The 25,335-nt window shown below is 66.4% G+C and carries 32 protein-coding genes and 1 tRNA gene; 23 read left to right on the top strand and 10 right to left on the bottom strand.

The window, feature by feature from the left end:
* The first annotated feature begins 57 nt into the window (after nucleotides 1-57).
* The 3 genes from ACYVF4_RS08015 to ACYVF4_RS08005 all read left to right on the top strand — a co-directional run bounded on the left by ACYVF4_RS08015 (nucleotide 58) and on the right by ACYVF4_RS08005 (nucleotide 950).
* Nucleotides 58-339, top strand: coding sequence for a type II toxin-antitoxin system RelE/ParE family toxin (locus ACYVF4_RS08015; protein ID WP_460721504.1), 282 nt, complete (start codon nucleotides 58-60; stop codon nucleotides 337-339).
* Nucleotides 340-352: 13 nt separating this feature from the next.
* A complete protein-coding gene (locus ACYVF4_RS08010) occupies nucleotides 353-649 on the top strand; it encodes a HigA family addiction module antitoxin (protein ID WP_460721502.1) in 297 nt (98 codons plus the stop codon).
* 142 nt (nucleotides 650-791) lie between these two features.
* The gene (locus ACYVF4_RS08005) at nucleotides 792-950 is read left to right on the top strand and encodes a hypothetical protein (RefSeq protein ID WP_460721500.1); all 159 of its coding nucleotides are present in this window, start codon (nucleotides 792-794) and stop codon (nucleotides 948-950) included.
* Nucleotides 951-1,003: 53 nt separating this feature from the next.
* Here the strand turns inward: ACYVF4_RS08005 and dcd are convergent, their stop codons facing one another.
* A complete protein-coding gene (gene dcd / locus ACYVF4_RS08000; protein WP_460721498.1) occupies nucleotides 1,004-1,609 on the bottom strand; it encodes a dCTP deaminase in 606 nt (201 codons plus the stop codon).
* A 58-nt stretch (nucleotides 1,610-1,667) separates the two neighbouring features.
* On the opposite strand from dcd, the gene ACYVF4_RS07995 reads away from it, so the two are divergent.
* A tRNA-Gly gene (locus tag ACYVF4_RS07995) sits at nucleotides 1,668-1,741 on the top strand.
* Between the two features lie 476 nt (nucleotides 1,742-2,217).
* Here the strand turns inward: ACYVF4_RS07995 and ACYVF4_RS07990 are convergent.
* The 3 genes from ACYVF4_RS07990 to ACYVF4_RS07980 all read right to left on the bottom strand — a co-directional run bounded on the left by ACYVF4_RS07990 (nucleotide 2,218) and on the right by ACYVF4_RS07980 (nucleotide 7,325).
* Nucleotides 2,218-6,240, bottom strand: a complete 4,023-nt coding sequence (locus tag ACYVF4_RS07990) for a helix-turn-helix domain-containing protein (protein ID WP_460721496.1) — start codon at nucleotides 6,238-6,240, stop codon at nucleotides 2,218-2,220.
* 186 nt (nucleotides 6,241-6,426) lie between these two features.
* Nucleotides 6,427-6,696, bottom strand: a complete 270-nt coding sequence (locus ACYVF4_RS07985) for a hypothetical protein (protein ID WP_460721494.1) — start codon at nucleotides 6,694-6,696, stop codon at nucleotides 6,427-6,429.
* Between the two features lie 167 nt (nucleotides 6,697-6,863).
* A complete protein-coding gene (locus ACYVF4_RS07980; protein WP_274646448.1) occupies nucleotides 6,864-7,325 on the bottom strand; it encodes an Lrp/AsnC family transcriptional regulator in 462 nt (153 codons plus the stop codon).
* 129 nt (nucleotides 7,326-7,454) lie between these two features.
* Between ACYVF4_RS07980 and ACYVF4_RS07975 the strand changes: the two genes are divergently transcribed.
* The 10 genes from ACYVF4_RS07975 to ACYVF4_RS07930 all read left to right on the top strand — a co-directional run bounded on the left by ACYVF4_RS07975 (nucleotide 7,455) and on the right by ACYVF4_RS07930 (nucleotide 16,079).
* Nucleotides 7,455-8,054, top strand: a complete 600-nt coding sequence (locus tag ACYVF4_RS07975) for a LysE family translocator (protein ID WP_460721491.1) — start codon at nucleotides 7,455-7,457, stop codon at nucleotides 8,052-8,054.
* A 28-nt stretch (nucleotides 8,055-8,082) separates the two neighbouring features.
* Entirely contained in the window at nucleotides 8,083-8,763 is a 681-nt protein-coding gene (locus ACYVF4_RS07970; RefSeq protein WP_274646450.1) for an alkylmercury lyase family protein, read from the top strand.
* Between the two features lie 731 nt (nucleotides 8,764-9,494).
* Nucleotides 9,495-9,776, top strand: coding sequence for a metal-sensitive transcriptional regulator (locus ACYVF4_RS07965; RefSeq protein WP_318353149.1), 282 nt, complete (start codon nucleotides 9,495-9,497; stop codon nucleotides 9,774-9,776).
* A 32-nt stretch (nucleotides 9,777-9,808) separates the two neighbouring features.
* Nucleotides 9,809-10,138, top strand: a complete 330-nt coding sequence (locus ACYVF4_RS07960) for a heavy-metal-associated domain-containing protein (RefSeq protein ID WP_318353150.1) — start codon at nucleotides 9,809-9,811, stop codon at nucleotides 10,136-10,138.
* Between the two features lie 76 nt (nucleotides 10,139-10,214).
* A complete protein-coding gene (locus ACYVF4_RS07955; protein ID WP_460721488.1) occupies nucleotides 10,215-12,401 on the top strand; it encodes a heavy metal translocating P-type ATPase in 2,187 nt (728 codons plus the stop codon).
* 35 nt (nucleotides 12,402-12,436) lie between these two features.
* A complete protein-coding gene (locus tag ACYVF4_RS07950) occupies nucleotides 12,437-12,874 on the top strand; it encodes a DUF6153 family protein (protein ID WP_274646454.1) in 438 nt (145 codons plus the stop codon).
* Between the two features lie 97 nt (nucleotides 12,875-12,971).
* Nucleotides 12,972-13,583: a DUF305 domain-containing protein gene (locus ACYVF4_RS07945; protein WP_460721485.1), complete on the top strand. Its 612-nt coding sequence runs from the start codon at nucleotides 12,972-12,974 to the stop codon at nucleotides 13,581-13,583.
* A gap of 71 nt (nucleotides 13,584-13,654) precedes the next feature.
* A complete protein-coding gene (locus ACYVF4_RS07940; RefSeq protein WP_274646456.1) occupies nucleotides 13,655-14,536 on the top strand; it encodes a F510_1955 family glycosylhydrolase in 882 nt (293 codons plus the stop codon).
* A 54-nt stretch (nucleotides 14,537-14,590) separates the two neighbouring features.
* Nucleotides 14,591-15,184, top strand: coding sequence for a DUF305 domain-containing protein (locus tag ACYVF4_RS07935; RefSeq protein WP_274646457.1), 594 nt, complete (start codon nucleotides 14,591-14,593; stop codon nucleotides 15,182-15,184).
* Nucleotides 15,185-15,314: 130 nt separating this feature from the next.
* Nucleotides 15,315-16,079, top strand: coding sequence for an SDR family NAD(P)-dependent oxidoreductase (locus ACYVF4_RS07930; RefSeq protein ID WP_460721483.1), 765 nt, complete (start codon nucleotides 15,315-15,317; stop codon nucleotides 16,077-16,079).
* Nucleotides 16,080-16,130: 51 nt separating this feature from the next.
* Here the strand turns inward: ACYVF4_RS07930 and ACYVF4_RS07925 are convergent, their stop codons facing one another.
* On the bottom strand, nucleotides 16,131-16,868 hold the full coding sequence (locus tag ACYVF4_RS07925) for an NYN domain-containing protein (protein ID WP_460721481.1): 738 nt from the start codon (nucleotides 16,866-16,868) through the stop codon (nucleotides 16,131-16,133).
* A gap of 83 nt (nucleotides 16,869-16,951) precedes the next feature.
* On the opposite strand from ACYVF4_RS07925, the gene ACYVF4_RS07920 reads away from it, so the two are divergent.
* Entirely contained in the window at nucleotides 16,952-17,944 is a 993-nt protein-coding gene (locus ACYVF4_RS07920) for a nuclease-related domain-containing protein (protein WP_460721479.1), read from the top strand.
* Between the two features lie 63 nt (nucleotides 17,945-18,007).
* Here the strand turns inward: ACYVF4_RS07920 and ACYVF4_RS07915 are convergent, their stop codons facing one another.
* Nucleotides 18,008-18,610, bottom strand: coding sequence for a GNAT family N-acetyltransferase (locus tag ACYVF4_RS07915; RefSeq protein ID WP_460721477.1), 603 nt, complete (start codon nucleotides 18,608-18,610; stop codon nucleotides 18,008-18,010).
* Nucleotides 18,607-19,335: a VOC family protein gene (locus ACYVF4_RS07910; RefSeq protein WP_460721475.1), complete on the bottom strand. Its 729-nt coding sequence runs from the start codon at nucleotides 19,333-19,335 to the stop codon at nucleotides 18,607-18,609. Before ACYVF4_RS07910 ends, ACYVF4_RS07915 begins: the two co-directional genes overlap by 4 nt.
* 340 nt (nucleotides 19,336-19,675) lie before the next feature.
* On the opposite strand from ACYVF4_RS07910, the gene ACYVF4_RS07905 reads away from it, so the two are divergent.
* From ACYVF4_RS07905 to ACYVF4_RS07885, 5 genes are all read left to right on the top strand, one after another.
* On the top strand, nucleotides 19,676-19,855 hold the full coding sequence (locus ACYVF4_RS07905; protein ID WP_460721473.1) for a hypothetical protein: 180 nt from the start codon (nucleotides 19,676-19,678) through the stop codon (nucleotides 19,853-19,855).
* A gap of 76 nt (nucleotides 19,856-19,931) precedes the next feature.
* On the top strand, nucleotides 19,932-20,540 hold the full coding sequence (locus ACYVF4_RS07900; protein WP_460723076.1) for a recombinase family protein: 609 nt from the start codon (nucleotides 19,932-19,934) through the stop codon (nucleotides 20,538-20,540).
* Nucleotides 20,541-20,665: 125 nt separating this feature from the next.
* Nucleotides 20,666-20,929, top strand: a complete 264-nt coding sequence (locus ACYVF4_RS07895; RefSeq protein ID WP_460721471.1) for a ribbon-helix-helix protein, CopG family — start codon at nucleotides 20,666-20,668, stop codon at nucleotides 20,927-20,929.
* On the top strand, nucleotides 20,926-21,165 hold the full coding sequence (locus tag ACYVF4_RS07890; protein ID WP_460721469.1) for a toxin: 240 nt from the start codon (nucleotides 20,926-20,928) through the stop codon (nucleotides 21,163-21,165). The genes ACYVF4_RS07895 and ACYVF4_RS07890 overlap by 4 nt, the downstream gene beginning before the upstream one ends.
* A 129-nt stretch (nucleotides 21,166-21,294) precedes the next feature.
* Complete coding sequence (locus tag ACYVF4_RS07885; RefSeq protein ID WP_460721467.1) at nucleotides 21,295-21,903, top strand: recombinase family protein; 609 nt, start codon at nucleotides 21,295-21,297, stop codon at nucleotides 21,901-21,903.
* A 31-nt stretch (nucleotides 21,904-21,934) separates the two neighbouring features.
* On the opposite strand, the gene ACYVF4_RS07880 is transcribed toward ACYVF4_RS07885, so the two are convergent.
* Complete coding sequence (locus tag ACYVF4_RS07880) at nucleotides 21,935-22,078, bottom strand: hypothetical protein (RefSeq protein WP_460721465.1); 144 nt, start codon at nucleotides 22,076-22,078, stop codon at nucleotides 21,935-21,937.
* Between the two features lie 227 nt (nucleotides 22,079-22,305).
* On the opposite strand from ACYVF4_RS07880, the gene ACYVF4_RS07875 reads away from it, so the two are divergent.
* The 3 genes from ACYVF4_RS07875 to ACYVF4_RS07865 all read left to right on the top strand — a co-directional run bounded on the left by ACYVF4_RS07875 (nucleotide 22,306) and on the right by ACYVF4_RS07865 (nucleotide 23,949).
* The gene (locus ACYVF4_RS07875) at nucleotides 22,306-22,935 is read left to right on the top strand and encodes a hypothetical protein (protein WP_460721463.1); all 630 of its coding nucleotides are present in this window, start codon (nucleotides 22,306-22,308) and stop codon (nucleotides 22,933-22,935) included.
* Between the two features lie 116 nt (nucleotides 22,936-23,051).
* A complete protein-coding gene (locus ACYVF4_RS07870; RefSeq protein ID WP_460721461.1) occupies nucleotides 23,052-23,285 on the top strand; it encodes a hypothetical protein in 234 nt (77 codons plus the stop codon).
* A 118-nt stretch (nucleotides 23,286-23,403) separates the two neighbouring features.
* Nucleotides 23,404-23,949 carry a hypothetical protein gene (locus tag ACYVF4_RS07865; RefSeq protein WP_460721459.1) on the top strand — a complete coding sequence of 182 codons (546 nt, stop codon included), beginning with the start codon at nucleotides 23,404-23,406 and terminating at the stop codon, nucleotides 23,947-23,949.
* 49 nt (nucleotides 23,950-23,998) lie between these two features.
* On the opposite strand, the gene ACYVF4_RS07860 is transcribed toward ACYVF4_RS07865, so the two are convergent.
* Nucleotides 23,999-24,679, bottom strand: a complete 681-nt coding sequence (locus ACYVF4_RS07860; protein WP_460721457.1) for an alkylmercury lyase family protein — start codon at nucleotides 24,677-24,679, stop codon at nucleotides 23,999-24,001.
* Between the two features lie 154 nt (nucleotides 24,680-24,833).
* A complete protein-coding gene (gene rraA / locus ACYVF4_RS07855; RefSeq protein ID WP_460721455.1) occupies nucleotides 24,834-25,298 on the bottom strand; it encodes a ribonuclease E activity regulator RraA in 465 nt (154 codons plus the stop codon).
* Nucleotides 25,299-25,335 lie beyond the last annotated feature (37 nt).

The raw sequence follows: 25,335 nt of genomic DNA, 5'->3' as shown, positions 1-25,335 counted from the left end.
CGGCCGCGGGTCGGGCTAACGCTTGTCAATACTATTGATGCACGTTAGTATCACGAAGTGATCCAGTCGTTCGGGGACGAGCCGACGCGAAAAGTCTGGTTGCGCGAGCGTGTCCGGCAATTCGGGGCGGAACTGCAACGCGCTGCACAGAAGAAGCTTCGCCTGCTCAACGCAGCCGAGACGATCAATGATCTGCGCATCCCGCCGGGCAACCGGTTGGAGAAGCTGGCCGGCAACCGCGACGGACAGCACTCGATCCGAATCAACGACCAGTACCGAATCTGCTTCATCTGGACGCCTGCCGGCCCCGCCGACGTTCAGATCACCGACTACCACTGAGGAGGAACCACCGATGACGAAGGCGCACGCCCCGATCACCCCGGGCGAGATTCTCCAGACCGAGTTCCTCGAGCCGCTGGGCATCACGGCCTACCGCCTTGCGCAGGCGACCGGCCTGCCGCAGACGAGGCTCAGCGAGATCATCCGCGGCAGGCGGCGGATCACCACCGACACCGCACTACGACTGTCTCGCGCGTTCGGCCTCTCGGAGCGCTTCTGGCTCAACATCCAGAACGACTACGACATCGAGCTGGCGCACGACGAGCATGACGCCGACCTCGCTCGTGTCGAGCTTCTGATCCCGGCCTGACTCTGCGAGTCGGGTGAGCGGGAAAAGGGCCGGCTGTGGGGCGGGGCCAGCACCCTACGCCCGCACGGCCCCCCGATAGCGGCCCCGTACGCGCGTTGTCAAGACACCTCGCGCATCGGCGCCGGGTGCAAGGGTGGGGGACATGCCTGCCCTCGTTGTCATCCTCATCGTCGTCGGAATCGTCCTGCTGCTGCTCGGCGTCTTCGTCGAGGCCGTGAAGTTCCTGCTGTGGCTGGGCCTGGTCCTGCTGATCATCGGCGTGATCGCCTGGCTGCTGAAGTTCATCAAGCGCAAAGCCTGATCCTCCCCACAGCAAGCGGCGCCGGTCATCGACCCCCGGCGCCGCTTCGCTGTTCAGCGGCCGGCTGACCCGGCATCCGTCGAGCCGACATCGGTGCGGTGGAAGTTCTGGAACGAACGGGATGCCGTCGGCCCCCGCTGCCCCTGATACCTGTTGCCGTACGGGCCCGAGCCGTAGGGGTTCTCGGCCGCCGACGACAGGCGGAAGAAGCACAGCTGCCCGATCTTCATCCCCGGCCAGAGGGTGATCGGCAGCGTCGCCACGTTCGAGAGCTCGAGCGTGACGTGGCCGGTGAAGCCGGGATCGATGAAGCCCGCGGTGGAGTGCGTGAGCAGGCCGAGCCGGCCGAGCGAGGATTTGCCTTCGAGGCGGGCGGCCACGTCGTCGGGGAGCGAGACCTGCTCGAACGTCGAGCCGAGCGCGAATTCACCCGGATGCAGGATGAACGGCTCGTCGGGGTCCACCTCGATCATCCGCGTGAGCTCGGGCTGGTCTTTCGCCGGGTCGATGAACGGGTACTTGTGGTTGTCGAAAAGCCGGAAGTAGCGGTCGAGGCGCACGTCGACGCTCGACGGCTGCACCATCTGGGGATCCCACGGCTCGAGCCCGATGCGTCGCGCGTCGACTTCGGCCCGGATGTCTCTGTCGCTGAGCAGCACCCGCTCAGCCTATCCGGGAGGGACTGTTATGCTGTCGGGGCGCCGTAATCCGGCGTTCGGGGCTGTAGTTCAATGGCAGAACTTCTGCTTCCCAAGCAGACAGCGCGGGTTCGATTCCCGTCAGCCCCTCCAAAGGCCCAGCGTGCCGCCGAAGGCGGTGCGAGGGGCCTTTCGCGTGGTTGGCGTCGGATCGAACCTCACCCGGGAGGTCCCGCTCCGCCAGAGGCTCCGCGCGACGCGCAGCGGCGCGTGGAGAGGCGGAGTGGCCGATTCCCGTCAGCCCCTCCAATGTGAGTTCTCGAGCTAGTCCGGACATTCTCAACCTACTTCGGACTGCCCGCGCGTTGGCCGTCGTCATGTGCGCGACTTTCGCTCATTGCTTGGATGCAGACGTCGAGCACTCGCAGATCTACTCCGGCGTCGTATAGGGACCCCCTGGTGAGAAGCTGCGCGAGCGGGGCATCTGACCTACGGGGGTGCTGTTTGCGTCGCGGGCGCGTTGTCGGTCGATGGAGTTCGCAATGCGACCGCTTTCCGCGCGACGACGGCGATCGGGCTCACCTGCATCTCGGCGGTTGACGCAGCGCCTGGTCCCCGTCAGCGGCCATTCACCAGCTACGCGGATCCCTCAGCCTCCGATCATCTTCCCTCTCGTCGACAAGACGCCGCGCAGCATCGTCTGACACCTCGGAATAGAACGCGCGAGGCACCGATCCCTCGGGGAACTCCTTAGCAACGGTCATTGCTGCATCGCGGAGGACGATCTCCGCTGGGTTGTCCTCGCCGACGGTGCGACTCCGGATGCCGTAGACCGCTGACCCCTTCAGCCCCGCTCTGACTCGTTGTGCAAGTTGGGGTGGATAGGTCTCGATCCTGGAAAGCGTCTCAACGACAAACGGCACGTTCGCCAGCAGGAAGCCATGGCCAGCTTTGCCGAGGAGGCGCGCGGCCAGTGCGACCTGCGACTCCTCACGAGAGTCGATGAGGTCGGACACCACCGCGAGCACTTCGGCGTCGATTGGGCCCACCACGAGTTCGAAGAGGTCATTGCCGTAGAAGGCGCGCCGCCAGTCGTCGTCGTCGATCGTCAGCCATCTCACAAGCTCAGCAAGAATCGCGCGGAAGTGCGGGCTCGCTCGGAAGTTCAAGCTAGGAACGGGCGGATGAGGGATGGGCTCAAAGCGTTCGACCCCCTCTTGAGGGTTGTCGATACGCGCCATTAGGAGCCTCACCACGCTCAGCGGGTCGACTGCGATCTGTCGGGCCAGGAGTTGCTCGATGCTGTACTCCGACACGTTTGGAGTGACTTCGAGTCGCCTCAGCACCGTCCCGCGCTGCTCCTCGGTGAGCATCTCCCACGAGATCACGCGATCGTCCGTAAGCACGGAAGCAACCTCGGCCGCGATTCGCGAATCGTCGGCAATGGCGGTCGTCAAAATGACCTCCAAGGCGAGGCTCCGGTCCGCGTCGTTAAACCATCGCAGTGCTCCGACAATGGCGCGCTCGACACTCTTGAGGTCAAGCACACGAAGTGCGCGGAGGACGGCAGTTCGTGTGGCGCCGAGCGGACCTTCTTGTCGGAAGAAGACCGCTCGCGCCACGATGAGCGCTCCGTCCTCGCCTCTGTCGATCAGTGCTTCGGTCGCTTCCATTGCGGAGTCCGGGTCGGAACTGAAAAGCGAGGCGAGTGCGACGGACTGCGCGGCAGCAACGATCGGATCTTGAGAGTCATTGATCGCGATCAGTTCGTACGCGGCAAGGGGGCGCGCTTCGACGAGGCGGGCGAAGAGCCTCTCCGGGAACACTGGCTGCTGCGTTGCCTGGTGCTCGCTCCGCACCAGATCCATGAGGTGCGCAAGCGCGGCGGTGTCCGAAAGAGGGCCCCACGCCGCAATCGCCTGTGCGGCGATGTCGTCATTCCGGTGCTGAGCGCGTTCGAAGCTGAATTCTTCATCAGTCTCGTCGTCGACTATCCATCCGCTCCGGATGGTTGAGGTCACGAGAAGATCGACGTCGCGAATCAGTTGCTTTCTGGTCGTCCGCGCTAGATCGCGCCTCGTACCTTTGCCGTACTTCGCATGCCAGCCGAGTGCACGGTAGGCGCTGAGGCGGACGGACGGACTGTGCGCGGGTGACGACATCACTCGTTCAAGGGTGATCGCGGCGAGCCGGAACTCATCGGTCACGGGATCACTGGGGTCGCCGGCGCGGAGGAGCTCTTCAAGGAGGTCAATTGCTGCGAGCGCTTCGGCTGGCTCGGAATCGACCCGCTCGTTTGCAGCCTCAACAACAGCGCGCCGAATGGGAGCGGTCGCATCCAAGTCGATCGACCGGCGCGACCATTCGATGGACATCCGCCGGGATCGCGTGATGGTGACTTCGTCTGCGAGTGCAGCCTTGAGCAGTCCGAGGCATTGGACCACTTCGCGCGAAGTCTCCGCTGTAGCGATCCATCCCTTCACGATTCGCGTGTATTCGAGATGAAAGGACACGGGCGTACCGGAGCCGTACTCTCCGAGTTCCCGCAGCAGACGCATCGCGTGGCTGGGGTTCTGATTCTCGGGTCGAGGATCGTCTCGGCCGATAGTGCGCAGGAGCCGCATGGATCGCTCGAGGTTGTCGGGAGTGTACGCGGCATTTCGGACTAGCACGGCCAGGCTTCTGTTGCAGTCGGTGGCGGTAATGACCCCGCCGTCACCGCGGAGCACTGAGAGCGCGCTAGCTTCGTCGGGTGCAGGGTTTGCGAGGATGGCCTCGGCAATGTCGAGTGCTCGGGTCGGGTACACACCGGCGACATCCTGAACGCCAGCCACGAGCCCGATGCGTTGCGAATTCCCTGCAGAGCGAGCTTCGTTGTCGAGTGCTCCCCAGAGGATATCGGCGAGTTCGGACTGTCCGTCGGCCCGGCGCCGCCAGTCCACGATGCTGACGTTTCGGATCGCGTTGGTGAGTGCAGTGCTTCGCACGTTGGCCGCGAGCGTCGCTGCGAAGCGCCTGTCTCGGCCGCCTCTTCCGACGAGTGATCTCTCGAGAATCGCTTCGCCGAGCAAGTCTGGGACGACGCGAACCGTCATCCCCCGCCGGATCACGAGTCCCAGATCCTCGAGCTCATCGATGCAATCCAGAGCCACGGTCTCGCCGACCCCAGCAGTTGACCCCAAGGCTTCAAGTATGTCGGGCCTGTCCATGTTTGCGGGTTGGAGCGCGGCGAGCGCCTCAAGCACTGCAAGACGCACGTCATTGCCAGGTCCGCGGACCAGGGTGTCCGCAAAGTGCGTGAGGATCTCCTGGCGGAGCGACGGACTTGAGCCGATTGCCTCAATGCGTATGTGCCCTCCACGCACAAGATGCGCACCAATGATGATGAGCAGAGGGCAGTCGTACCCAACTCGAGCCAGCCCCTCGACAACGCCGATCGCCTCGTCCTCACCGAGTGCGCGACGCGCGAGTCGCTCTGCCTCGTCGAGTTCCAGATCACCGATGTCGATTCGACAGGTAGCTGCATCATGTTCCGTAACCCGCAAGGACACGAGAAGCTCCGGCAGGGTCCGGGGGCGTGTTGCGAGGACGATCGTTGCTCCCGGACGGGCGGCGCGAATACCGGCTACGAGGTCCGCGATGCGCGGTCCGGTGTCGCCCGCGTCATCCACAACGACAATGGGATCTCCGGGAGGTAGCAGGTCGTACGCCGCGGAAGTGAGCGCGTCACCAGAGGCAAACCGCACTTCCCGATCGCCCTCTGTGCGCCCGAGTTCAGCAAGGAGCCGAGACTTCCCGATTCCTCCGCGCCCAACGACGAACGCCAAGGGCGACCCCCGCGATACGAGATCCCGCAATGCTTCCAGTTCACGTTCCCGACCGGTCAGCTGGAAGTCCCGGTCGTAGCCGAGGCGCCCGGCTAGCGCAGTGTCGAACTCGGCCACTCGACGCCACGGGGAAGGGGCAGGGATGCCCAGGAATGGCTCTCGAAGCTCAGGAAAGTAGGCGTCCACAAGCGCGAGGGCATCGGAGGAAGCGAGCGACCGCACCCTGCTCGATAGATCCTCACCGTCCCAGATCGTCCAGCCGGGAGCCTTGGCAGCCTCCAGCCTTGCATTCGGCGTCGCAACTTTTCGGCTCAGCGCAATGACGCAGCGGTCGAAGTTGGCGGCAGCATCTACCTCTCTGACTGCAGCAGCGACTTGACTGGGCCCGAAGGTTTCATGGCGCTTGCACTGGATACCAATCCGTTCACCCTCGCCATCGACAATGACATCGACGCCGTGTTGCTTGAAGCCTCTCGATCCGTTGCGACTCACTTCCCGCCTCGGAAACAACGCCCGCGCGAGGTCCCGACAGAACGCCTCGAACGCGTCTTCGCTCAGAGCTCCCAACGGGAGCGTGAGCATTCGCGGAGGGGCTACTGGCGTAGCCGACTGCTCATACTCGCCGAGGAGCCGAAGCTCATCGATCCCGACGCCGAGGATCTCAGCCAGGGTGGCGAGCTGCTTCGCGCGAGGGCGTGAGCTACCCAGCTCCCAGGCGCTCACGGCCTGCTGGCCGACGTTGAGCATGCGCGCAAGATCCGCCTGCTCGAGACCACGCGCGCCGCGCGCAGCTCGAATAACCGGACCCAGCTTCTGATACTTCACACCTGAATGCTACACAAATAAAGTGCGTGCACGCAGTTTATTTGTGCCTAATTGCTTCGCCAACCCTTTTGTCCCGGACTTTCGCATCGGGGCCGATGGCGCGTGCTCCGCCTTGCTGCACGGCCTCACGCACGCCCGCGACGAACCCCAATCGTGCAACGCCCGCACGGGAATCGAGGTGGGCGCTCAGTCAGCGTCGAGGTCCAGCGTAGATGCGAAGCCTCTACCGGTCTCGAGCTTGTGCACCGCTTCGAGGAACGCGTCGAATACGTGCCACATGCTGTCGGTCTCAGCTTCGAGGAGAATCGCGCGCTGATGCGGCGTCAGGTCTTCTCCGAGCTGCTCTTTAACATCCTTTCGCAGCTGCCGCATCTCCGCACGCTGACCCTCCATAAGCTCGTAGAGCGTTGCCGTCACGGGAGCCGCGTCGGCGTTCATTGAGTCCTGTAGGCGCATGCGGCGAAGCTACGCGACGCCTCCGACGTTGAAGCAGCCATATGCCTCCCCACAGGTGACAGCCGGCGCCCGCACATCGAGCGGACCGACCTCCGGTGCTCGCGCGCGACCCGCTTGCGGGCATTGCCCGCATGAGGATCAGCAGGGATGCCGACGCGGTCGCGTGTTCACCTTGCCGCGATCGGGAGTGCTCGGTTCTCGACGACTTGCCGCATGACGAGAGTGGTGGTCAGTTTCTGCACGCCGGGAAGGGTGCTGAGTTGCTCGTCGTATAGGTGTTGGAAGTCGGGCAGGTCGCGGGCGACGACGCGGAGCAGGTAGTCGGGTTCGCCGAACAGCCGCTGCGCGTCGACGATGTGCGGGACCGCGTCGACCGCGTCTTCGAACTGGCTGATGATGGCCCGGGTGGCGCCTTGCATGGTGACGAACACCAGGGTCTGGAATCCGAGCCCGACCGCGTCGGGGTCGAGCACGGCACGGTACTCGGCGATGACGCCGCGCGCTTCGAGGTCGCGCAGGCGACGGTGGCAGGGAGACACGGTGAGCTGCACGCGTTCGGCAAGCTCGGTGATCGTCAACCGACCGTTCGCCTGCAACTCCGCAAGAATCTTCCGATCAATCGCATCCACAGCAAGAATCATTGCGCATAACGCTGGCCCTCGCCTGGAAGTTGCAACCATCACCCGCGGAAACGCTCCTAATCTCGTCCCTGCAACACTTCAGGCGGGCGAGGGAGGGTCGTGGTGCAGACAGGGGCGGTGCTGGCATTCTGGGGCGTGTCGATGCTGTTCGTGATCACGCCCGGCGCGGACTGGGCGTACGCGATCACCGCGGGCCTGGCCCGCCGCACCACCCCCGCGGTGCTCGGACTGCTGACCGGGCACCTGCTCGCGACCGTCATCGTCGCCGCCGGGATCGGCGCGCTCGTCGCCACCACCCCGACCGCGCTGACCGTCCTCACCATCGCCGGGTCGGTGTATCTCGTGTGGCTGGGTATCGGGACCCTGCGCCACCCGGCCGCCATTCACGCCGGGCCGGACGTGGCGGCGGTGCCGGCGTGGCGGTGGGGCGTGAATGGGTTCGGGGTCAGCGGACTGAACCCGAAACTGCTGCTGCTGTTCCTTGCCGTGCTGCCTCAGTTCCTCACCCCATCCACCGGGCTCCCGGCCGGGGTCCAGATCACGATCCTCGGACTCGTGCACGTTGCCAGCTGCGCCGTCGTCTACTTCCTCGTCGCGCACACGGCCCACCTCGTGCTCGGCACCAGGCCGACGGCCGCCCGCATCGTCAGCCGCGTCTCCGGCGCCCTGATGATCAGCATCGGCCTCATCCTGCTCGCCGAACGACTCCTACACTGACCCGACAGAAACCAACCGAAGGATCTCGATGCACACGCCCGAAGCTCGCCGCGTCCGCGACCTCGTCTACGCCACCCTCGCAGGTGAGGGTCGCGCCCCCTCGATCAACGAACTCGCCAGACTCACGGGGACGCCCGCCGACGAGATCGCCCAGACGCTGCGGGAGCTTGCCGACGCGCACGCACTCGTCCTCTCCCAAGACGGCGACGCGGTCCGGATGGCGCATCCGTTCACCGCCGCCCCGATGGCGTTCGTCCTCACCCCGACCGACGGACACGACGACCGTCGCTGGTGGGGCGGGTGCGCATGGGACTCGTTCGGCATCAGTGCCGCCCTCAACCTCGACGTCCAGATCGCCACCGCCTGCCCGCACTGCGGCGCCCACATCAGCTTCGACAGCGGGCCGAGCACTCCACCACCGGCCGACCTCGCCGTCCGGTTCCCGCGCCCGGCGGCGCAGTGGTGGGACGACGTCGTCGCGACCTGCACCATGATCCGCATGTTCTGCACCCGCGACCACGCCGAACAATGGACGACTGAGCACCCCCCGGGCGCCGGGTACATCGCTGACGCGGTCACGGTGTGGCGCCTCGCCGGCCCCTGGTACGGCGACCGCGTCCACCCCGACTTCCAACCCCACACCCGCGACCACAACCAGCAACTGCTCGACAGCGTCGGCCTCACCGGACCGTTCTGGCAACTCCCGTAACAACGCGCTCCGCCCGCGAGGACCCACGACCCAGCATTGCTCGTAAGAGGATCGACTAGGGCCGGCTCGACCGAAGTCGTCGGACCTTGAGCGCCGTGATCGTGCAGACGATGACCGTCAGTGGGAGCCAGGGCCACAGCGATGTGTCCATCCCGATAATCGAGCGCTCAAATGTTCCACATGTCGACGATCCGCTGACAGGAGCGCCGGCGCACCATCCGCCTGTGACCACCGGCGCGAAGAAGACTGCCACGACGAGGACGCCTGCGATCCCGAGCCACAGCACAGGGGCAACGCGTGAACCGCTTCTGCTCATGGCCCCGATCAAATCAGATGACTACTCACTCGTGGAAGACGAGACATCACACCCCAGCCGAAGCGCCGCCCGCCGCCGTCCCCTCATCGCGCATTGCCCGTTTACGGATCGCCCTTCACACCGCAGGCGACACGAAGAACCCGTTCGGACTCACGGGATTTGGTTGCCGCCCACTCAACTGTCGTGCTTTGCGAGACATCCCCTGCGCCTCACGGCTGGGAGGCCAACGTCGCTCCTGAGGCGCTCCGGACGGCACTGGGTTCGTGTCTGTCCCGAGGGTTGAGTGCTTGATCGAACCCGCGGTAGGCCCCGTCATTGTTCTGCGGCAAACTCCAGGTTTGTTGAGCATCTCGGCGAGGGCGCGACGATGCGATAAGGGTTGTCCTGGATACCATAGGGGGGTATGGTACTTGCCATGAACGGCTACACGGCGAGCAAGGATGACCTGCTGAAGCGGCTGCGACGCGCGGAGGGTCAGGTTCGTGGGATCGCGCGGATGGTGGAGGAGGACAAGTACTGCATCGACGTCCTCACGCAGGTCTCCGCGGCGACGAAGGCACTCGAGTCTGTCGCGCTGTCACTGCTGGGTGACCATCTCTCACACTGCGTTGCCGAAGCAAGCGCCGAGGGTGGTGCCGTCGCGGAACAGAAGATCCGCGAAGCCAACGATGCAATCGCCCGTCTGGTCCGTTCCTAGCCCGCCTGCCCACGCACTATGAGGAGACGATGATGAACACTGAGAACCGCAACGACCTGGGCTTGAGGGACGCTGGCGCCGGCTGTGCGTGCTGCGCGATCGCATCGACGCCCGAGACCGTGGGTGAGGTCACGGCGGCGGTGACGTCCGAGGTGCTGGTGACGGGGATGACCTGCTCGCACTGCGTGTCGAGCGTCACCGAGGAGTTATCCGCGATCGACGGGGTAGAGGGTGTGTCGGTTGACTTGAACGCGGGCGGTGCGTCGCGGGTGACTATCCGCAGCTCGACGCCGATCCCTGCTACCGCTGTGGAGGCGGCGGTGGCGGAGGCTGGTTACGCCTTGGCCAGCAGCCCGTCATGAGCACCTTCGATGACGAGCTCGACCTCACCGGGATGACCCGCATCCGTCGAATGCGAACAGTGGAAGGACGCTCGTCATGAGCCAGCACGACCACGACGCACATCACCGCTCCACGCCGACCAGCGCAGGCGATGACGACGCCGCTCAGGGCGCCCGAGCGACGGTCGCAGAGTCCGAGACCGCTGGCGACCACCACGCACACCGCACATCCGCGCAGCACAGCACCGATGAGAGACACGGCGGCGTCCACGAGGGGATGCAGCACGGTGGCCATGGTGGGCACGCCGGGCATGGTGCGGACCATGTCGCACGCTTCCGTCGATTGTTTTGGATCAATCTGATTCTCGCCGTCCCGGTGGTGGCGTTCTCGGGCATGTTCTCGATGCTGCTCGGGTACCCGCTGCCCGACGGGGCATGGGTGGGCTGGATTTCACCGGTTCTCGGCACTGTCATGCACGTGTGGGGTGGTGCCCCGTTCCTGACCGGCGCGGTCAGCGAACTGCGTGCCCGTAAGCCCGGCATGATGCTGCTGATCGGGTTGGCGATCACCGTCGCGTTCGTGGCGTCTTGGGGCGCGAGCCTCGGGTTGCTGGATCACGAGCTGGACTTCTGGTGGGAGCTGGCGCTGCTGATCGTCATCATGCTCCTGGGGCACTGGATCGAGATGCGCTCGCTCGCGCAGACCACCTCCGCCCTGGATTCTCTTGCCGCTCTCCTCCCGGACGAGGCGGAGAAGGTGGACGGGGACACCACCGTCACGGTTGCGCCCGCGGATCTGCAGGTCGGCGACGTCGTTGTGGTGCGCCCGGGTGGACGAGTTCCGGCTGACGGTCGGGTGGTGCAGGGTTCGGCGAGCATGGACGAGTCGATGATCACCGGCGAGTCCAAGCCTGTCCGCCGAAGCGGCGGGAATGCGGTCGTGGCCGGCACCGTTGCCACCGACTCCGGCATCCGTGTCGAGATCAGCGCGGTCGGGGAGGACACCGCCCTCGCCGGCATCCAACGCCTGGTCACCGAGGCGCAGAACTCTTCGTCGAAGGCGCAGCGCCTCGCCCATCGTGCGGCCGGGTGGCTGTTCTGGTTCGCGCTGACCGCCGCAGCGATCACCGCCGTGGTGTGGACCCTGGTTGGGCTTCCTGATGACGCGGTGATCCGCACCATCACCGTGCTGGTGATCGCCTGCCCCCACGCTCTCGGCCTGGCAATCCCGCTGGTGGTGTCCATCGCCACCGAGCGGGCCGCCCGCGGCGGGGTGCTGATCAAGGACCGTCTGGCCTTGGAGAGCATGCGCACCGTGAACACGGTGCTGTTCGACAAGACCGGCACCCTCACCAAGGGCGCGCCCGCCGTCACCGCTATCGAATCGGTAGACGGGATCGACGCCGACCGGCTGATGGCCCTCGCGGCCGCCGCGGAGGCCGATTCCGAGCACCCGTTGGCCCGAGCCATCGTCGCCGCTGCGGGGGAGAAGAGTCTGTCCGTGCCGGGTTCGACGGATTTCGAGTCGTCACCCGCGGTTGGGGTGCGCGCGACGGTCGACGGCCAGGTGGTGCAGGTCGGTGGCCCGTACTTGCTCGAGCAGACCGACACGCAGGAGCTGCCCGTCGCTGACACCTGGCGTGAGGAGGGGGCGATCATCCTGCATGTCCTCATCGACGGGAAGGTCGCCGGTGCGCTGCGGCTGGCCGATGAGATCCGCCCCGAGTCCCGGCAGGCTATCGACGCCCTGCACGCCGGTGACGTGCAGGTCGTGATGATCACCGGTGACGCCGATGCTGTCGCCGCATCGGTGGCTGCTGAACTGGGCATCGACCGGTTCTTCGCCGGTGTGAGGCCGGAGGATAAGGCGTCCAAGGTGAAGCAGCTGCAGGACGAGGGACGCAAGGTCGCGATGGTCGGCGATGGTGTGAACGACGCGCCCGCTCTCGCGCAGGCCGATGTCGGTATCGCCATCGGCGCCGGCACGGATGTCGCGATCGCCTCGGCGGGGGTGATCCTGGCCAGCGACGACCCCCGCTCGGTGCTGTCTGTGATCGAGTTGTCCCGCGCGAGCTACCGGAAGATGAAGCAGAACCTGTGGTGGGCTGCCGGGTACAACCTCATCTCGGTGCCCCTGGCCGCCGGCGTCCTCGCCCCGATCGGTTTCGTGCTGCCGATGTCGGTGGGCGCGATCCTCATGTCCCTGTCCACGATCGTCGTTGCCCTCAACGCCCAGCTGCTGCGCCGGCTGGATCTCAGCCCCGACGCGGTCATCCGACGCTGACGGGTGTGACGTACCGTGGAAGGGAGGGAGGTGACATGTCGCTGATCGCACTGACGGACCGGCTTCGCACCGGCCGGTCTGTGGCCCGCACGCTGCTGCTGCTCATCGCGGTCACCGGCGCGGTCATCGTGGGCCTGCTGGCCATGCACTCCCTCAACGCCCACACCGCGACAGAAGCGGGACACTCGACCACAGTCACCTCCGCCGCCCCAACCGATGCCACCGACCACCACACGGGGCATACGGCAACCGACGAGCCGTGCGCGGAGTGCGGCAGCGGACACTCCGACATGCTCGCGATGGCGTGCGTGCTGGCACTTCTGGCGACCGTGCTGTTGCTGATGCGGCCCGGCGCGGTCACGCGATGGTTGTCGATCCTCCCGCGACCGAAACCCTCGGTCCTGACGGCACTGTTCACCAGGCCGGCGCTGCGTCCACCTTCACTCACCGTTCTCTGCCTCAGCCGTACGTGATGCGCCCGAGCCGACCCCTCGTGTCCGGCTCCCGCACCCGCACGCCCGTCACCCTGACCGGCGCTGCTTTCACGTACCCCTGTATTGGAGAACCCTGATGAAGATCCGTACCACCGCAACCGCCGCACTCACCCTCGCCGCCGCACTCACCCTCGCCGGCTGCGCCGGCGGCACAGGCTCAGAGTCCATGCCCGGCATGGACCACGGCAACAGCTCCGCCCCGTCCCCCTCGTCCGCAGCCACAGCGGACTTCAACGACGCGGATGTGATGTTCGCGCAGATGATGATCCCGCACCACGAACAGGCCGTCGAGATGTCCGACATGATCCTGGACAAGGAAGGCATCGACCCGGCCGTTCTTGCCCTGGCGTCCGAGATCAAGGCCGCGCAGCAGCCCGAGATCGACCAGCTGAAAGAGTGGCTGGACGAATGGGGCGCCGACAGCGACACCGGCACCATGGAAGGCATGGACCACGGCGGCGGCATGATGAGTAACGACGACATGGCGGCCCTCGATGCGGCTAACGGCGCGGAGGCGTCGCGGCTGTTCCTCGAGCAGATGACGATGCACCACGAAGGCGCCATCGAGATGGCGCAGGACGAAGTCGACAACGGGAAGAACCCGGACGCGATCGCGATGGCGCAGACCATCATCGACACGCAGACCGCGGAAATCGCCACCATGCAGGAGCTGCTCGGGAGCCTCTGACCCGTTGCGCGCCGGTCGGTGCAGTTACAGTGCGCCGACCCGCAAGCGACCGACTCCGAAAGCAACGCCATATGCTTCTTCATCGCACTCTGACATCGACCCTGCGGCATCACCACGCGCGTCGCAGCATCCTCGCTGCGGGCGCGGTCGCCGCGCTCATCTTCATCGCCGGGTGCGCTGCCCAAACGCCCTCCACCGGCGACGACCACGCCACGTCCACGATCGAACACGCGCATAACGTCGTCGCCGACCCGTCCGGGTCGGGGTTCCTGATCGGTACGCACGACGGCATCTACACCGCAACCGAAGACGGCAAACTCGGCCCCCGAGTCGACGGCCCCCGCTTCGACGCCATGGGCCTCACCGCCGTCGGCGACATCCTGCTCGCCTCGGGACACCCCGGCCGCACCACCCCTCCCGAACTCGGCACCCCACACCTGGGCATCATCCGCAGCACCGACACCGGTCGTAGTTGGACTCCGGTCGCGTTCACGGGAGAAAAGGACTTCCACGTCCTCGCGACCGCCCCGGACGGCACGGTGTACGGGCTTGCCACCGACTCCTCGGATGTGTTGGTGAGCACCGACGAAGGAGACACCTGGACACCTACGGGCGGTTCCATATCGGCGTTCAACCTGGTCGCGGACGCCACCGGCAGAGTCATCGCGTCGACACCCGACGGGCTACAGGTCAGTACTGACGGCGCAGCATCGTTCGGCCCGTGGGCGGATACGCCGCTCATCGCGCTGCTGGGCGTGTCACCGGATCATCAACGCGTCGTGGGGGTAGGCAGCGGCGGAAAGATCTGGACGACTACCGCCGGAGCCCCCTCCTGGAGCGAAGCAGGAACCGTGCATGGTCAAGCCCAAGCGATCGCCATCACCAACACTGGCGACCTGCTCGTCGTCGACGACAGCGGCCTCACGCTGCTCCCGTCACCCCCTTCGCCCTAGCAGCCCCCGCCACCTACGATCCTTCGCCACCTCACGAAACAAGGAGAGATACAGATGTCCCACCACGATGAGCACTCCGGCACTCACCAGGAGAAGCAGCAGAAGAACGGGTCCGTCAGCATGTACATCCGCTTCGGCGCGATGATCCTCACCGCTGTCGTCATCATGTACTTCGTGATGTTCGCCGGCTCCTGGGAATGGAGCCACATCCGCCTCAGCGAAAGCCGCATCTTCATGGCGCTCACCATGGGAGGCACGATGGTCCTCATCATGCTCGGCTGGATGCTCAACATGTACAAGAACACCAAAGCGAACATCGCGATCATCATTGCCGGCGTGGTCCTCATCGGCGGAGGGATCGCCCTCGACCGCAGCCAGATCACGGTCGACGACACCGCCTTCATGCAGGGAATGATCCCGCACCACTCGCTCGCCATCACCCGCTCAGAGCGTGCACAGATCCAGGACTATCGCGTCTGCCAACTCGCGGTCAACATCAGCGAAGCGCAGAAGCGCGAGATCCACGAGATGGACTGGCTCATCAACGACATCGCAGAGAATGGCATTGCTGCGACGGCCGAGCAGGCCGCGGACCGCCCCGTACCCACCTACGACGACACGGCGGATCGCACCTGCCCGCCGGAATGACGCCGCTGCCCCAAACGCCTCGTTGAGACTCGACGAGGGGCGACGAGGCGAACGCACGCTGCCCTCCGCTCAGCGTGCATTGCCCGCAAGGGGATCCTGGCGTCTCGTCGGATAAATCTAGGCTTACGTCATGGCGCACTCTTCTGGGTCCCGGCCCGTCACGATCATCACCGGGGGAAGTCGTGGCATCGGCGCGGCCATTGCCGAGCGCCTCGCCGCGGACGGCCATGACCTCGCGCTGACCTACCGCGCCGCGCGCGACGAAGCCGAGGCCGTCGCCGCAGGTTGCCGCGCCCTGGGTGCCACGGTGCTGCTCATGCAGGCGGACCTCGGCGACCTCAATGCTGTCGCGCGTATCGTCCCGGCGACGCTGGAAGAGTTCGGCCGGCTGACCGGCCTCGTGAACAACGCTGGCGTCATCATCCGCATCGGCGACTACCTCGATGTCGATCTCGACGAGGTCGAGCGGATGCTCCGCATCAACGTCCTCGCTCCCATCGCTCTTTCGCGCGCCGCGCTCGACGCCATGTCGACCGACCGCGGCGGCGACGGGGGCACGATTGTGAACATCTCCTCGGGCGCGGCGACCACCGGCGCGCCGAACACGTATGTGCCGTACGCGATGAGCAAGGCCGCGATCAACGCGATGACGATCGGACTATCCAAGGAGTTCGGCCCGCAGGGCGTGCGGGTGAACACCGTCTCGCCCGGGACGACGTACACGACCATCCACGCCGACGGTGGACGCCCGAACGCTCCCGACGAGCGCGCCCCGGGCATCCCTCTGCGCCGTGCCGCGTATCCGCACGAGGTCGCCGACGCGGTCGCATATTTCTTCGGCCCCGGCGCCGCGTTCACGACCGGCGCCGACCTGCGAGTCGCGGGCGGCAGCTGAGCACGCACCTTTCGGAGCTGCCAGGTCGAAGATCCGACCGGCTCCGGTTGGCTACTTCTTCTGTGGGGAGAGCTTGACGCGTACGCCGCCACCGGGGCGAGGTCCGACCTCGAAGAGTCCGATCTCGCGGACAAGTTCGGAGAGCTTCGCATATCCCCAGTTGCGAGAATCGAAGTCGGGCCGCTGCTTGCGGACCAGCGATCCCACCGCCGCAAGGTCGGCCCATCCGTCATCTTGGGAGGCGCCGCCGATCGCTGCGCGGAGTGCGCTGACCAGGGGGCCATCTGTGCGGAGCTTCGCCGTCGGAATGCGGACCTTCAATGCTGCAGTGTCGGCGACATCGGTCGACGGTTCGGCGAGCACGTCGAGGTAGGTGAATCGGTCACAGGCGTTGCGGAACGCTTCAGGCGTCTTGCGCTCACCGAACCCGTACACGGTCACACCGTCCTCACGGATACGGGAGGCGAGACGGGTGAAGTCGCTGTCACTGGAGACGATGCAGAACGCCTGGAACCGACCGGCATACAGCAGGTCCATCGCGTCGATGATGAGCGCGCTGTCGGTGGCGTTCTTCCCTGCAGTGTTCGCGAACTGCTGCATGGGCTGGATGACGTGCTCGCTCGCCGCCGACTTCCAGCTCGCGAGCTGCGGCTTCGTCCAGTCGCCGTACACCCGCTTGACCGATGCGGTCCCGTACTGGGCAATCTCGGTCATCACGGCGCCGACGCGTGTCGGGGAGACGTTGTCTGCGTCGATGAGGACGGCGACGAGGTCGTTCTGCTGGGCCACGAACACAGCATGCCAGGCCTCCCCGGCTGGGGCGCCCGCGTCCGAAGGGCTGAGCGTCGACGGGTCACCCATAGAATCGCGCCATGGTGCAGCCGATCGGTGAGGCGAACGACCGCCGCATGCTGCTCCGATACGCCGGCCGCTGCCGCTTGTGCGGCGCATCGCTGACCGCGGGGACGGACGCGATCTATGAGCGCGATCGCAGGACAGTGCGGTGTATCCAGTGCAAGCCCGCAACCAAAGCACCCGCTGAGGCCGCGCCCGTGGCCGAACTTCGGACCCAGCGACCGCCTGCGCCTGATGTCCTCCGACTGCGGGCCCCGGCGTCGTCGGTGATCGCTGAAGCACTTCGGATCCAGTCGTCGGCCCCCGCGCGCACCGGGGCGCAGCGATTCTTCGGGCGGAGCCCGCTGAGTGTTGAAAGCCGACCCTGGTACCTCGGCGCACTCGGCGAACTGGAGGTCGCCCGTCTACTCGATCAGCTCGGCCCCGGATGGCTCGCGATCCACGCCATACCCGTCGGCACCGCCGGCAGTGACGTCGACCACATCGTCATCGGGCCCGGCGGCGTCTTCACGATCAATTCCAAGTTCCATGAAGGTGGGAACGTCTGGGTCGCATCCCGGCGGCTGCTGGTCAACGGGCAGCGCACGGACCACCTCCGCAACGCGGAATACGAAGCGCGACGCGTCGGGAAACTCCTCACGCAAGCGGCACGGCATCCTGTCGATATCACGCCGGTGATCGCGATCGTTGCCGCCCGCAGACTCACCATCCGAGAACGGCCAGAACGCATCATCGTCTTGAACGCTGCGCGTCTGCCTCAGTGGCTGCAAAGCAGGACCGCCGTACTCACCGCCAGCGACGTCGACACGCTGAGCCGTATCGCGGCAGCACCAGCGACCTGGGGCAATCCCGCAATCCCGCAACCCGACCTCGTCGCGTTCGCGCAACTCCGGACGGCTGTCGCCGCTGCGCGCAACCGCCGTCTTGGATGGGCGCTTGCCCTTCTGCTCAGCCCGTTCGCGATGCTGACCACGCTGGCGCTCGGGATGCTAATCCCCGCGTTCCGATGACAGAGCGAGCGCACGAGCCGGCCCCGCTTCCGGGCATTGCCCGTGAGGGGATCGCCACGGGTCTCATGGGCGGGCGGACGGCACCGTCTTTCGCATGACGGTCTTGCTCTTGCCGATGTGGCGTTCGAAGGTGAACCCCGCTTTCTCGAACATGGCGCGGGTGCCGTTGTGGAGGAACGACGATGATGTCCGCTTGCCGGGGACGAGTTCGTTGGGGAACGAGACGACCTCGCCGCCGCCGGCCGCCGCGATCAGCTCGAGCGCGCCGTCCAGCGCTTCCCGGGCCACGCCGGAGCGTCGGTGGTCCCGATCGACGAAGAAGCATGTGATCCGCCAGGGCGCCGGGTTGTTCTCGCCGGCGTCGTACTGTTTGCGGTGGTAGATATTCGGCAGCTCGGCCGGGCTGCCGAACTCGCACCACGCGATCGCGTGGTCTCCGTTGAACACGAGCGCGGCGTGCGCGACGCCCTCGTCCACGAGCCGCCGCTTGAATGTCGCCCGGTCGTAGTCGTCCTTGACGGTGTGCTCGGTGTCGGCGTGGAAGTACGAGCAGTAGCATCCGCCCCACACCCCGTTGTGCTTCTGCGCGAGCGCGAGCCATGCAGGGAAGGTCTCCGGGGTGAGCGGTCTGATCACGTGTGCGGTGGCCATGGCGTCCTCGGTCATTCGCGGATGTCGGTCCAGGGGACGATGTCGATGCCGTGGTTCTCGGGAGACGCGAGTGTCCAGAACGCCGGGGCGTTCGTGTCATCGACGATTCTCCCGCCGGCCGCGACAGCGGCATCCACCCGGGCGCGAGCCTGGTCGGCCGGAACGTAGACGTCGAGATGGGTGCGCCCCCGGTTCGCCACGTCGCCGCCGATCGGGTTGAACGCGAGCTGGGGTCCGCAGCGCAGCGGATCGATGGCATCCGTCTCGTCCAGCTCCTCGTAACCCAGCGCGGCGGCGAAGAACGGGCGGGTGTCCGCCGCCGAGTGCTGGGCGACGTAGAGCGACATGGATTGCACCCGGGACGGAGTGGGCACCAGATGCAGGTCTGCGGCCGCGCGGGACACTTCGGCCGCGAATGCCACCGCGGCCACCGGGATACCGGGCGCGCCGCGCAGCGGGACGCGCACCACGACACCCTCGGGACGGACATCGAGGTCCGGAAGGATGCCCACACGCTCGGCGGCATCAAGCACCGGAGCGACCAGACCGGCCGCGTGCGAGAGGGACGTCGCGGCGAACACGGCCTGCGGCCCCGTCGCCGGTACCCTCCAATCCGCAACGCCCGGCTGCCGGTGGAACTCGGCGGCGGAGATGCGGATTGAACTGCTCTCGTCATCGCTCATGTGGATGCTCCCTTTCGCAGATTCCTCAGCCTGCAGGTGCCCAGCGCTGGCGGCCACGTTACGACGTACAGCCGGACCACGGAACCCCGGTCACCCGCGACAACGGCGTCAAGCGCACCTCGATGGCGATCCCGCGTCCCGATCGTCCCGCCGCTCGGAGTCCTACTGGGCGGCAGTGCCCGACTGACGCGAATATCGTCAGGGTCACGCTAACGGGTGCCCCAAGCGCACGCCTCCCCAGTCTGTCCGCGTCGTTCCCCTCTCGCGCATTGCCCGATTGAGGATCGAGATTGAAACAGCAGCGCGCGGTTCGAGAGATGCCAGCCCGGCTACGATGACGGCATGAGCAATTGGCAACGCTAGCCCCGTCTGGGGCCGCGCCGATCGAAGGGCCATTATGGGTCGCCTGCTCTGCAACACCATCTTCCGCATGTTCGGACACCGCATCTGCTGCGGACAGCTCCCCGAGTGGACGGCGCATGTCGGCCAGCCGTGGCAGCCCATCGACGACGCACCGTGGAATCTGTACAACATCGTCTGGCGGGCCCAGACGTGGGTCCGTAGTCGGGTCGATTGACACCAGCCTGCCGCAGCGCTCGCAAGTGGATCCATCCCAGGTGCGCCTGCGCGCTGCGGGGACCACGCTCGGCGGCATGAATGGAATACAGATTGGCTATGCCAGAGTCTCTACCGCCGATCAGGACCTCACATCGCAGCGGGATGCGCTGTTGCGACTCGGGGTCCTCGATTCGAACATGTACGTCGATCACGGGCTGACCGGCACAAACCGCGCCAGGCCCGGACTTCGAGAGGCCCTCGCCGCCGTGAGGGAAGGCGACACCCTCGTCGTCACGAAGCTCGACCGGCTCGCCCGTTCGGTGCCGGACGCACGTGACATCGCCGACGAGCTGACGACGAAGGGCGTCGCGCTCAGTCTCGGCGGCAGCAGGTACGACCCCACCGACCCGGTGGGGCGGCTGCTGTTCAACGTGCTCGCCATGGTGGCCGAGTTCGAACGCGACCTGATCAGCATGCGCACGAAGGAAGGAATGGCTGTTGCACGCGCGAAGGGCCACCTGAAGGGCAAGCAACCCAAGCTGTCGACCACGCAGCGGAAGCTCCTGTTCGACGTGCAGTATCGCGGCGAGGACACCCAGACGGAGATCGCCGAGTTGTTCAACGTGTCCCGCGCGACGGTCTACCGCGAACTGCACCGCCGGCGCGTGGCATTCCTTGCCACTTGCGACGCACATATCTTCTGAACCAACCTCACCGCACCCACTCGCCGCTGCACTTTGCCGGAGGTCGCAGTCACGGGAGATCCGAGCGGCCGATTCACAGCGCCGGAGACCTGGAGAGAAGTAGTTTTTCGTATTACGATTCACCCATGAGCAGCGGCGAGACGATCAACGGTGTACCGGTCACCGAAGAGCAGATCACGGCATGGGCAGCGGAGGCCGAAGCCGGCTACGACGTCGACGCTCTCAAGCGCCGGGGACGCGGACGGCCAGGACGGGGCGCGGAGCCCGCCCAAGTGGTGGCGCTCCGCCTAACCGCCGACGAGCTCGCCGCCCTTGACGCCCGCGCCGCTCGAGAACACAAGTCCCGGTCGGAGTTGATCCGCGAGGCGATCGCCGCGTACGCGGCGTGAACATCCACGACGCCGCCCTCAAACACGGAATCGCGCCCGACGACATCCGGCAAGCGGCTTCCTGGCCCGTATGGATCGAAGACCTCGACGACGACTCGCCCGCTCGCCAGCTCCGACTCGGCTTCGACACACATGGACGCCTGCTCGAGACCGTGGTCCTTGTCTTCGACAGCGGCAACGAGCTCGTGATCCACGCCATGAGGGCGCGCCCGAAGATGCTCGACCTCCTCCCCTGACCCCCGACCACGACACCGCACCGGTCGCTACGGGGGCGGCTGGAACGCCACCGCCCCTCAACCGCGCATTGCCCGCAAAGGGATCCAACCCGGGTGCGCCTCTGCCGTGACGGTGGCACCGTCGGCGGCATGAACGAAATACTGATTGGCTACGCCAGGGTCTCCACAGCGGATCAAGACCTGACTTCGCAGCGAGACGCATTGCTGCGACTGGGAGTTCTCGATTCGAACATCTACGTCGATCAAGGGCTGACCGGCACCAACCGGGCCAGGCCCGGACTGCGCGAAGCGCTCGCCGCCGTCCGGGAAGGTGACACGCTCGTCGTCACCAAACTCGACCGGCTCGCCCGATCGGTGAGGGACGCACGCGACATAGCCGACGAACTGACAACGAAAGGCGTCGCCCTGAGTCTCGGCGGCAGCAGGTACGACCCCACAGATCCAGTGGGGCGGCTGCTTTTCAACGTGCTTGCCGTGGTCGCCGAGTTCGAACGCGACCTGATCAGCATGCGCACGAAAGAAAGGATGGCGGTGGCGCGTGCAAAGGGTCACCTGAAGGGTAAGCAGCCAAAGCTGTCGATGACGCAGCGGAAGCTCCTGTTTGACGTCCAGGACCGGGGTGAGTACACCCAGACCGAAATCGCCGAGCTATTCAATGTGTCCCGTGCCACTGTCTACCGCGAATTGCGGCGCCGCCGCGTGGCGTTCCTCGCCGCATGCGAAGCACACATCTTCTGAACTACCACGTCGCGGTCGGGTCGGAAGTCCCCTACGCCGCCACGCACTCCTGCCGGACCGCGCCCCGCGTGGCGATCTCGATGAACCCGAAGTCGTGGTCGGAGTTCAGGATGACAGCGTCGTTGACGACCGCGTATGCCGCAATGAGGCAGTCGAACGCCGCTGCCGCGCGCATGACCCCCGTGTCCCACAGCGCCTGCTGGACGTCGAGGGCGTGCTGCTCGTCGGGGTGTTCCCATGCGGGCAGCAGTTGCGCCTCGATCTCAAGCGGATGTACCTTCCATCGAGCCAGAGGCCCACGAGCGACACCAGTTACCGATACTGCGCCCCACGGCCTGCCTCGGCCCGCCGAAATTGCAGGAGCGCGGACCCGCGCCCGCGATCGTGCGACAGCATGGCTGCATGAAGGTGTACTCGGATTACGCGGATCATCGAACCCGTCAGATCATCGTCGACGTCATCGCGCTGGCGGCGATCGCCGCGTGGACAACTCTCGGGATCGTCATCTACGGACTCGTGATCAATCTCGCCTCCTTCGGGGTGCAGATGGAGGATGCCGGCGCCGGTTTCGAGCGGACGATGACCGACATCAGCGGGACCCTCGGCGACGTGCCGCTCATCGGTGACGGCATCCGCGCTCCATTCGAGTCGGCCGCGGGTGCGGGGGCAGACCTCGAGGCGGCGGGCCAGGCTCAGCAGGATGCCGTCCAGCGCCTTGCGCTCGGACTCGGCGTCGGAATCGCAGCGCTCCCGACTCTGACGATTCTCGCCTTCTGGCTCATTCCGCGGATCCGATTCATCCGACGCGCGGGAAGCATGAAGACGCTGTTGAGACAGTCTTCGAGCGTGGACTTGCTTGCGTTGCGCGCTCTTTCCCGCCAGAGCCTCGCCGACCTCGCCCGACTCCACCCCGACCCGGCCGGCGCGTGGCGCCGTCAGGAGATGACCGTGATCCACTCGCTCGCGGCACTCGAACTGCGCTCGTCGGGCGTGAGACTCGAGTCGTCGGCCCGCCACGATATGCCTCAGTGAGGGTACCTTGACGCGCCGACCCGGCGGCGCGACCGCGTGCGGGCTTTCGGTTCGTTTAACGTGCACCCGGCCCCAAAGACTGGGTACACGTCGCGCCTGCGGGTACGGTCGCCGCCATGAACGCCGCCGCCGCTCTCATGATCGCGGCGTCTGCGCATCTGCTCGTGCTGCTCGGAACCGAGATGCAAGCGCCCACCGTCATCGTCGGCACGGCCGCGGTGCTCGCCGGCGCGATCGCACTCGACTCGCGGTGCCCGCGCGACTTCGTGGAGCACGCCGCGGTCGCTGTCGTCGCCCTGGTGCTCGGAGTCGGGGCGATCGCCATGACGATCACGACCTCGTGGGTGTGACGCACGCCGACCTCCTCGAGTGACAGCGGGCCGCGCGACCGCACTTCCGCCGTATCCTCTGATCACAGCTGCGAGGGGCCCCACCCCTCCGGCGCTCGATCCGACGGGAGGGTCCATCGTGACGGCATCCGAGCTCATCGAACAGATGAAGAAGGCGGGCACCCATCCCGAACCGCCACCCCCGCCCGGGACCACGCCGACCGCCGACGACGAGTGCCCCATCATCGAGGACCTGCGGGCGATAGGCGTCGACACGAACGGTGTGCACCACCTGCACGGCAAGGCCGATCAGCATCCGGGAATGCGAGACATCCTCTTCGAGCACCTCGGGCGTGACTACTCGGAGTACATCCGTTCGCGCATGGCGGCAGCGTTGGGAGGAAAGAAGGCATCGGATGCAGAATTCGCCCGACTCGTCGCGGCCTCTCGGGCCGAGACCTCAGACCGGGTGCGTCAGCAGTTCGCGGCCGCCATCGACCAGTCCGCGGGCGGCCGCATCGATGAGGTCATCGAGCTGATCGGCGACCCGAGCCTCGGCCGCAGCCGCGTACTCCTGATCTCGGCGCTCCGGCGCTCGAGACGACCCGAGGCGAAGCAGGCGCTCGAATCGCTGCGGTCCGACCCGATCCTGGAAGCCGAGATCAGGCGGCGCCTGAAGAAGTAACGGGGGATGCCGGGGCGCATCCCCGGGGCATCGCGGCACTGCGCCGGGGCTAAGGAAGGTGCCAGAACGGGCCTGTGAGCCCGACGCTGTCGAGCAGCTTCTGGTTGTGTTCGCGGGTGTGGGGCTGGAAGTCAGGGTCGACACGGTCGCCGTACCACGGACCGGCGAGGCGCCACACGACGGTGGCGTCGACGATGCGACCGTTCTCTGGCGCGTGGTCCCTTGTCCACTGTTCGGCGTGGTCGGTGCTGCAGAACATGCGGATCATCCTGCAGGTCGCCACGACGTCGTCCCACCATTGCGCGGCCGGCCGCGGAAAACGGACCACGAGGCCGGCCGGTGGCGGAGTGGTCGGACCGGTTTCGAAGCTGATGTGCGCACCGCACAGAGGGCACGCGGTAGCGATCCGGACATCAAGGTTCAGGGCCGCGCTGATGCCGAACGAGTCCCACGCGCATCCTCCCCACCAGCGACGGTCGTCGCGCCCGTCACTCGGTGTGAGGACGAACGCCATGGGCGCGGCGGTGAAGGGATGTGCCATCTGTATGACATCCCCGTCCTCGGAGAGCACGAGCGCGTGCGCGTCGGCGAGCTCGCTGAGGACGCGTCGGACTCGCGACGGGTCGGAGTTCGTGAGACGCGCGATCTCGGCGACCGACGGAGGACGGCCCTGCGCGACGAACGTGTCATACACGAGGTCACGAACCTCTCGGGACTCAGCAGTCTTCATCCCACGGCCTCCTTACTCGCGCACGCATCGTCGCCCGCCGAAGTCGATCTTCCATGGACAGCTTGGCCGATCTTCCTGCGCGCGGCGAGTGGAGAGGAGTTGCGGCGCACGGCCGCGGCGGCGCGGGGCGGCGACGTCGAGTCTCAGGCGGGCGTCATCGCTCGACGAGCACTCCATCAGCATCCGCCCAGACGTGCTTACCGGGGGCGAAGCGGACGCCGGCGATCACGAGGTCGACGTCGACCTCGCCGATCCCGTCCTTCGCGCTCTTGCGGGGGTTGGTGCCGAGTGCCTTGACGCCGAGCGGCAGCGACGCCATCGCCTGACTGTCGCGGATCGCGCCGTGCACGATGACGCCCGACCAGCCGTTCTCGACGGCCGACGCCGCGATGAGGTCGCCCACGAGCGCGGACTCGAGGGATCCGCCACCGTCGATCACGAGCACCGCGCCGCCGCCCGGCGTTGCCAGGATCGACTTCACCAGCGCGTTGTCGCGGTGGCACCGAACGGTGCGCACGGGTCCGTCGAACACCACCCGCCCACCGAAGTCGCGCAGCTGCAGCGACAGCGAGTCCAGCTCGTCGCCGCGCTCGTCGTAGAGGTCTGCTGTCGCCGTCATGCGCCCAGGGTACGCGGGGCGGGGGGTCGGGGGGTCG

The sequence above is a fragment of the Microbacterium aureliae genome (assembly GCF_054780155.1).
Note: the sequence above shows the minus strand (reverse complement) of the source record. Positions and strands in the feature narration are given on the sequence as shown.

Coding starts and splice junctions, on each gene's coding strand:
- ACYVF4_RS07870 (WP_460721461.1), top strand. CDS start 23,052: ATGAACGCCGCCGCCGCTCTCATGATCGCGGCGTCTGCGCATCTGCTC.
- ACYVF4_RS07940 (WP_274646456.1), top strand. CDS start 13,655: ATGCTTCTTCATCGCACTCTGACATCGACCCTGCGGCATCACCACGCG.
- ACYVF4_RS07900 (WP_460723076.1), top strand. CDS start 19,932: ATGAATGGAATACAGATTGGCTATGCCAGAGTCTCTACCGCCGATCAG.
- ACYVF4_RS07985 (WP_460721494.1), bottom strand. CDS start 6,696: ATGCGCCTACAGGACTCAATGAACGCCGACGCGGCTCCCGTGACGGCA.
- ACYVF4_RS07970 (WP_274646450.1), top strand. CDS start 8,083: ATGCACACGCCCGAAGCTCGCCGCGTCCGCGACCTCGTCTACGCCACC.
- ACYVF4_RS07935 (WP_274646457.1), top strand. CDS start 14,591: ATGTCCCACCACGATGAGCACTCCGGCACTCACCAGGAGAAGCAGCAG.
- ACYVF4_RS07945 (WP_460721485.1), top strand. CDS start 12,972: ATGAAGATCCGTACCACCGCAACCGCCGCACTCACCCTCGCCGCCGCA.
- ACYVF4_RS07955 (WP_460721488.1), top strand. CDS start 10,215: ATGAGCCAGCACGACCACGACGCACATCACCGCTCCACGCCGACCAGC.
- ACYVF4_RS07875 (WP_460721463.1), top strand. CDS start 22,306: ATGAAGGTGTACTCGGATTACGCGGATCATCGAACCCGTCAGATCATC.
- ACYVF4_RS07960 (WP_318353150.1), top strand. CDS start 9,809: ATGAACACTGAGAACCGCAACGACCTGGGCTTGAGGGACGCTGGCGCC.
- ACYVF4_RS07885 (WP_460721467.1), top strand. CDS start 21,295: ATGAACGAAATACTGATTGGCTACGCCAGGGTCTCCACAGCGGATCAA.
- ACYVF4_RS07880 (WP_460721465.1), bottom strand. CDS start 22,078: ATGCGCGCGGCAGCGGCGTTCGACTGCCTCATTGCGGCATACGCGGTC.
- ACYVF4_RS07905 (WP_460721473.1), top strand. CDS start 19,676: ATGGGTCGCCTGCTCTGCAACACCATCTTCCGCATGTTCGGACACCGC.
- ACYVF4_RS07920 (WP_460721479.1), top strand. CDS start 16,952: ATGGTGCAGCCGATCGGTGAGGCGAACGACCGCCGCATGCTGCTCCGA.
- ACYVF4_RS07895 (WP_460721471.1), top strand. CDS start 20,666: ATGAGCAGCGGCGAGACGATCAACGGTGTACCGGTCACCGAAGAGCAG.
- ACYVF4_RS08005 (WP_460721500.1), top strand. CDS start 792: ATGCCTGCCCTCGTTGTCATCCTCATCGTCGTCGGAATCGTCCTGCTG.
- ACYVF4_RS08010 (WP_460721502.1), top strand. CDS start 353: ATGACGAAGGCGCACGCCCCGATCACCCCGGGCGAGATTCTCCAGACC.
- ACYVF4_RS07930 (WP_460721483.1), top strand. CDS start 15,315: ATGGCGCACTCTTCTGGGTCCCGGCCCGTCACGATCATCACCGGGGGA.
- ACYVF4_RS07860 (WP_460721457.1), bottom strand. CDS start 24,679: ATGAAGACTGCTGAGTCCCGAGAGGTTCGTGACCTCGTGTATGACACG.
- rraA (WP_460721455.1), bottom strand. CDS start 25,298: ATGACGGCGACAGCAGACCTCTACGACGAGCGCGGCGACGAGCTGGAC.
- ACYVF4_RS07965 (WP_318353149.1), top strand. CDS start 9,495: ATGAACGGCTACACGGCGAGCAAGGATGACCTGCTGAAGCGGCTGCGA.
- ACYVF4_RS07950 (WP_274646454.1), top strand. CDS start 12,437: ATGTCGCTGATCGCACTGACGGACCGGCTTCGCACCGGCCGGTCTGTG.
- ACYVF4_RS07915 (WP_460721477.1), bottom strand. CDS start 18,610: ATGACCGAGGACGCCATGGCCACCGCACACGTGATCAGACCGCTCACC.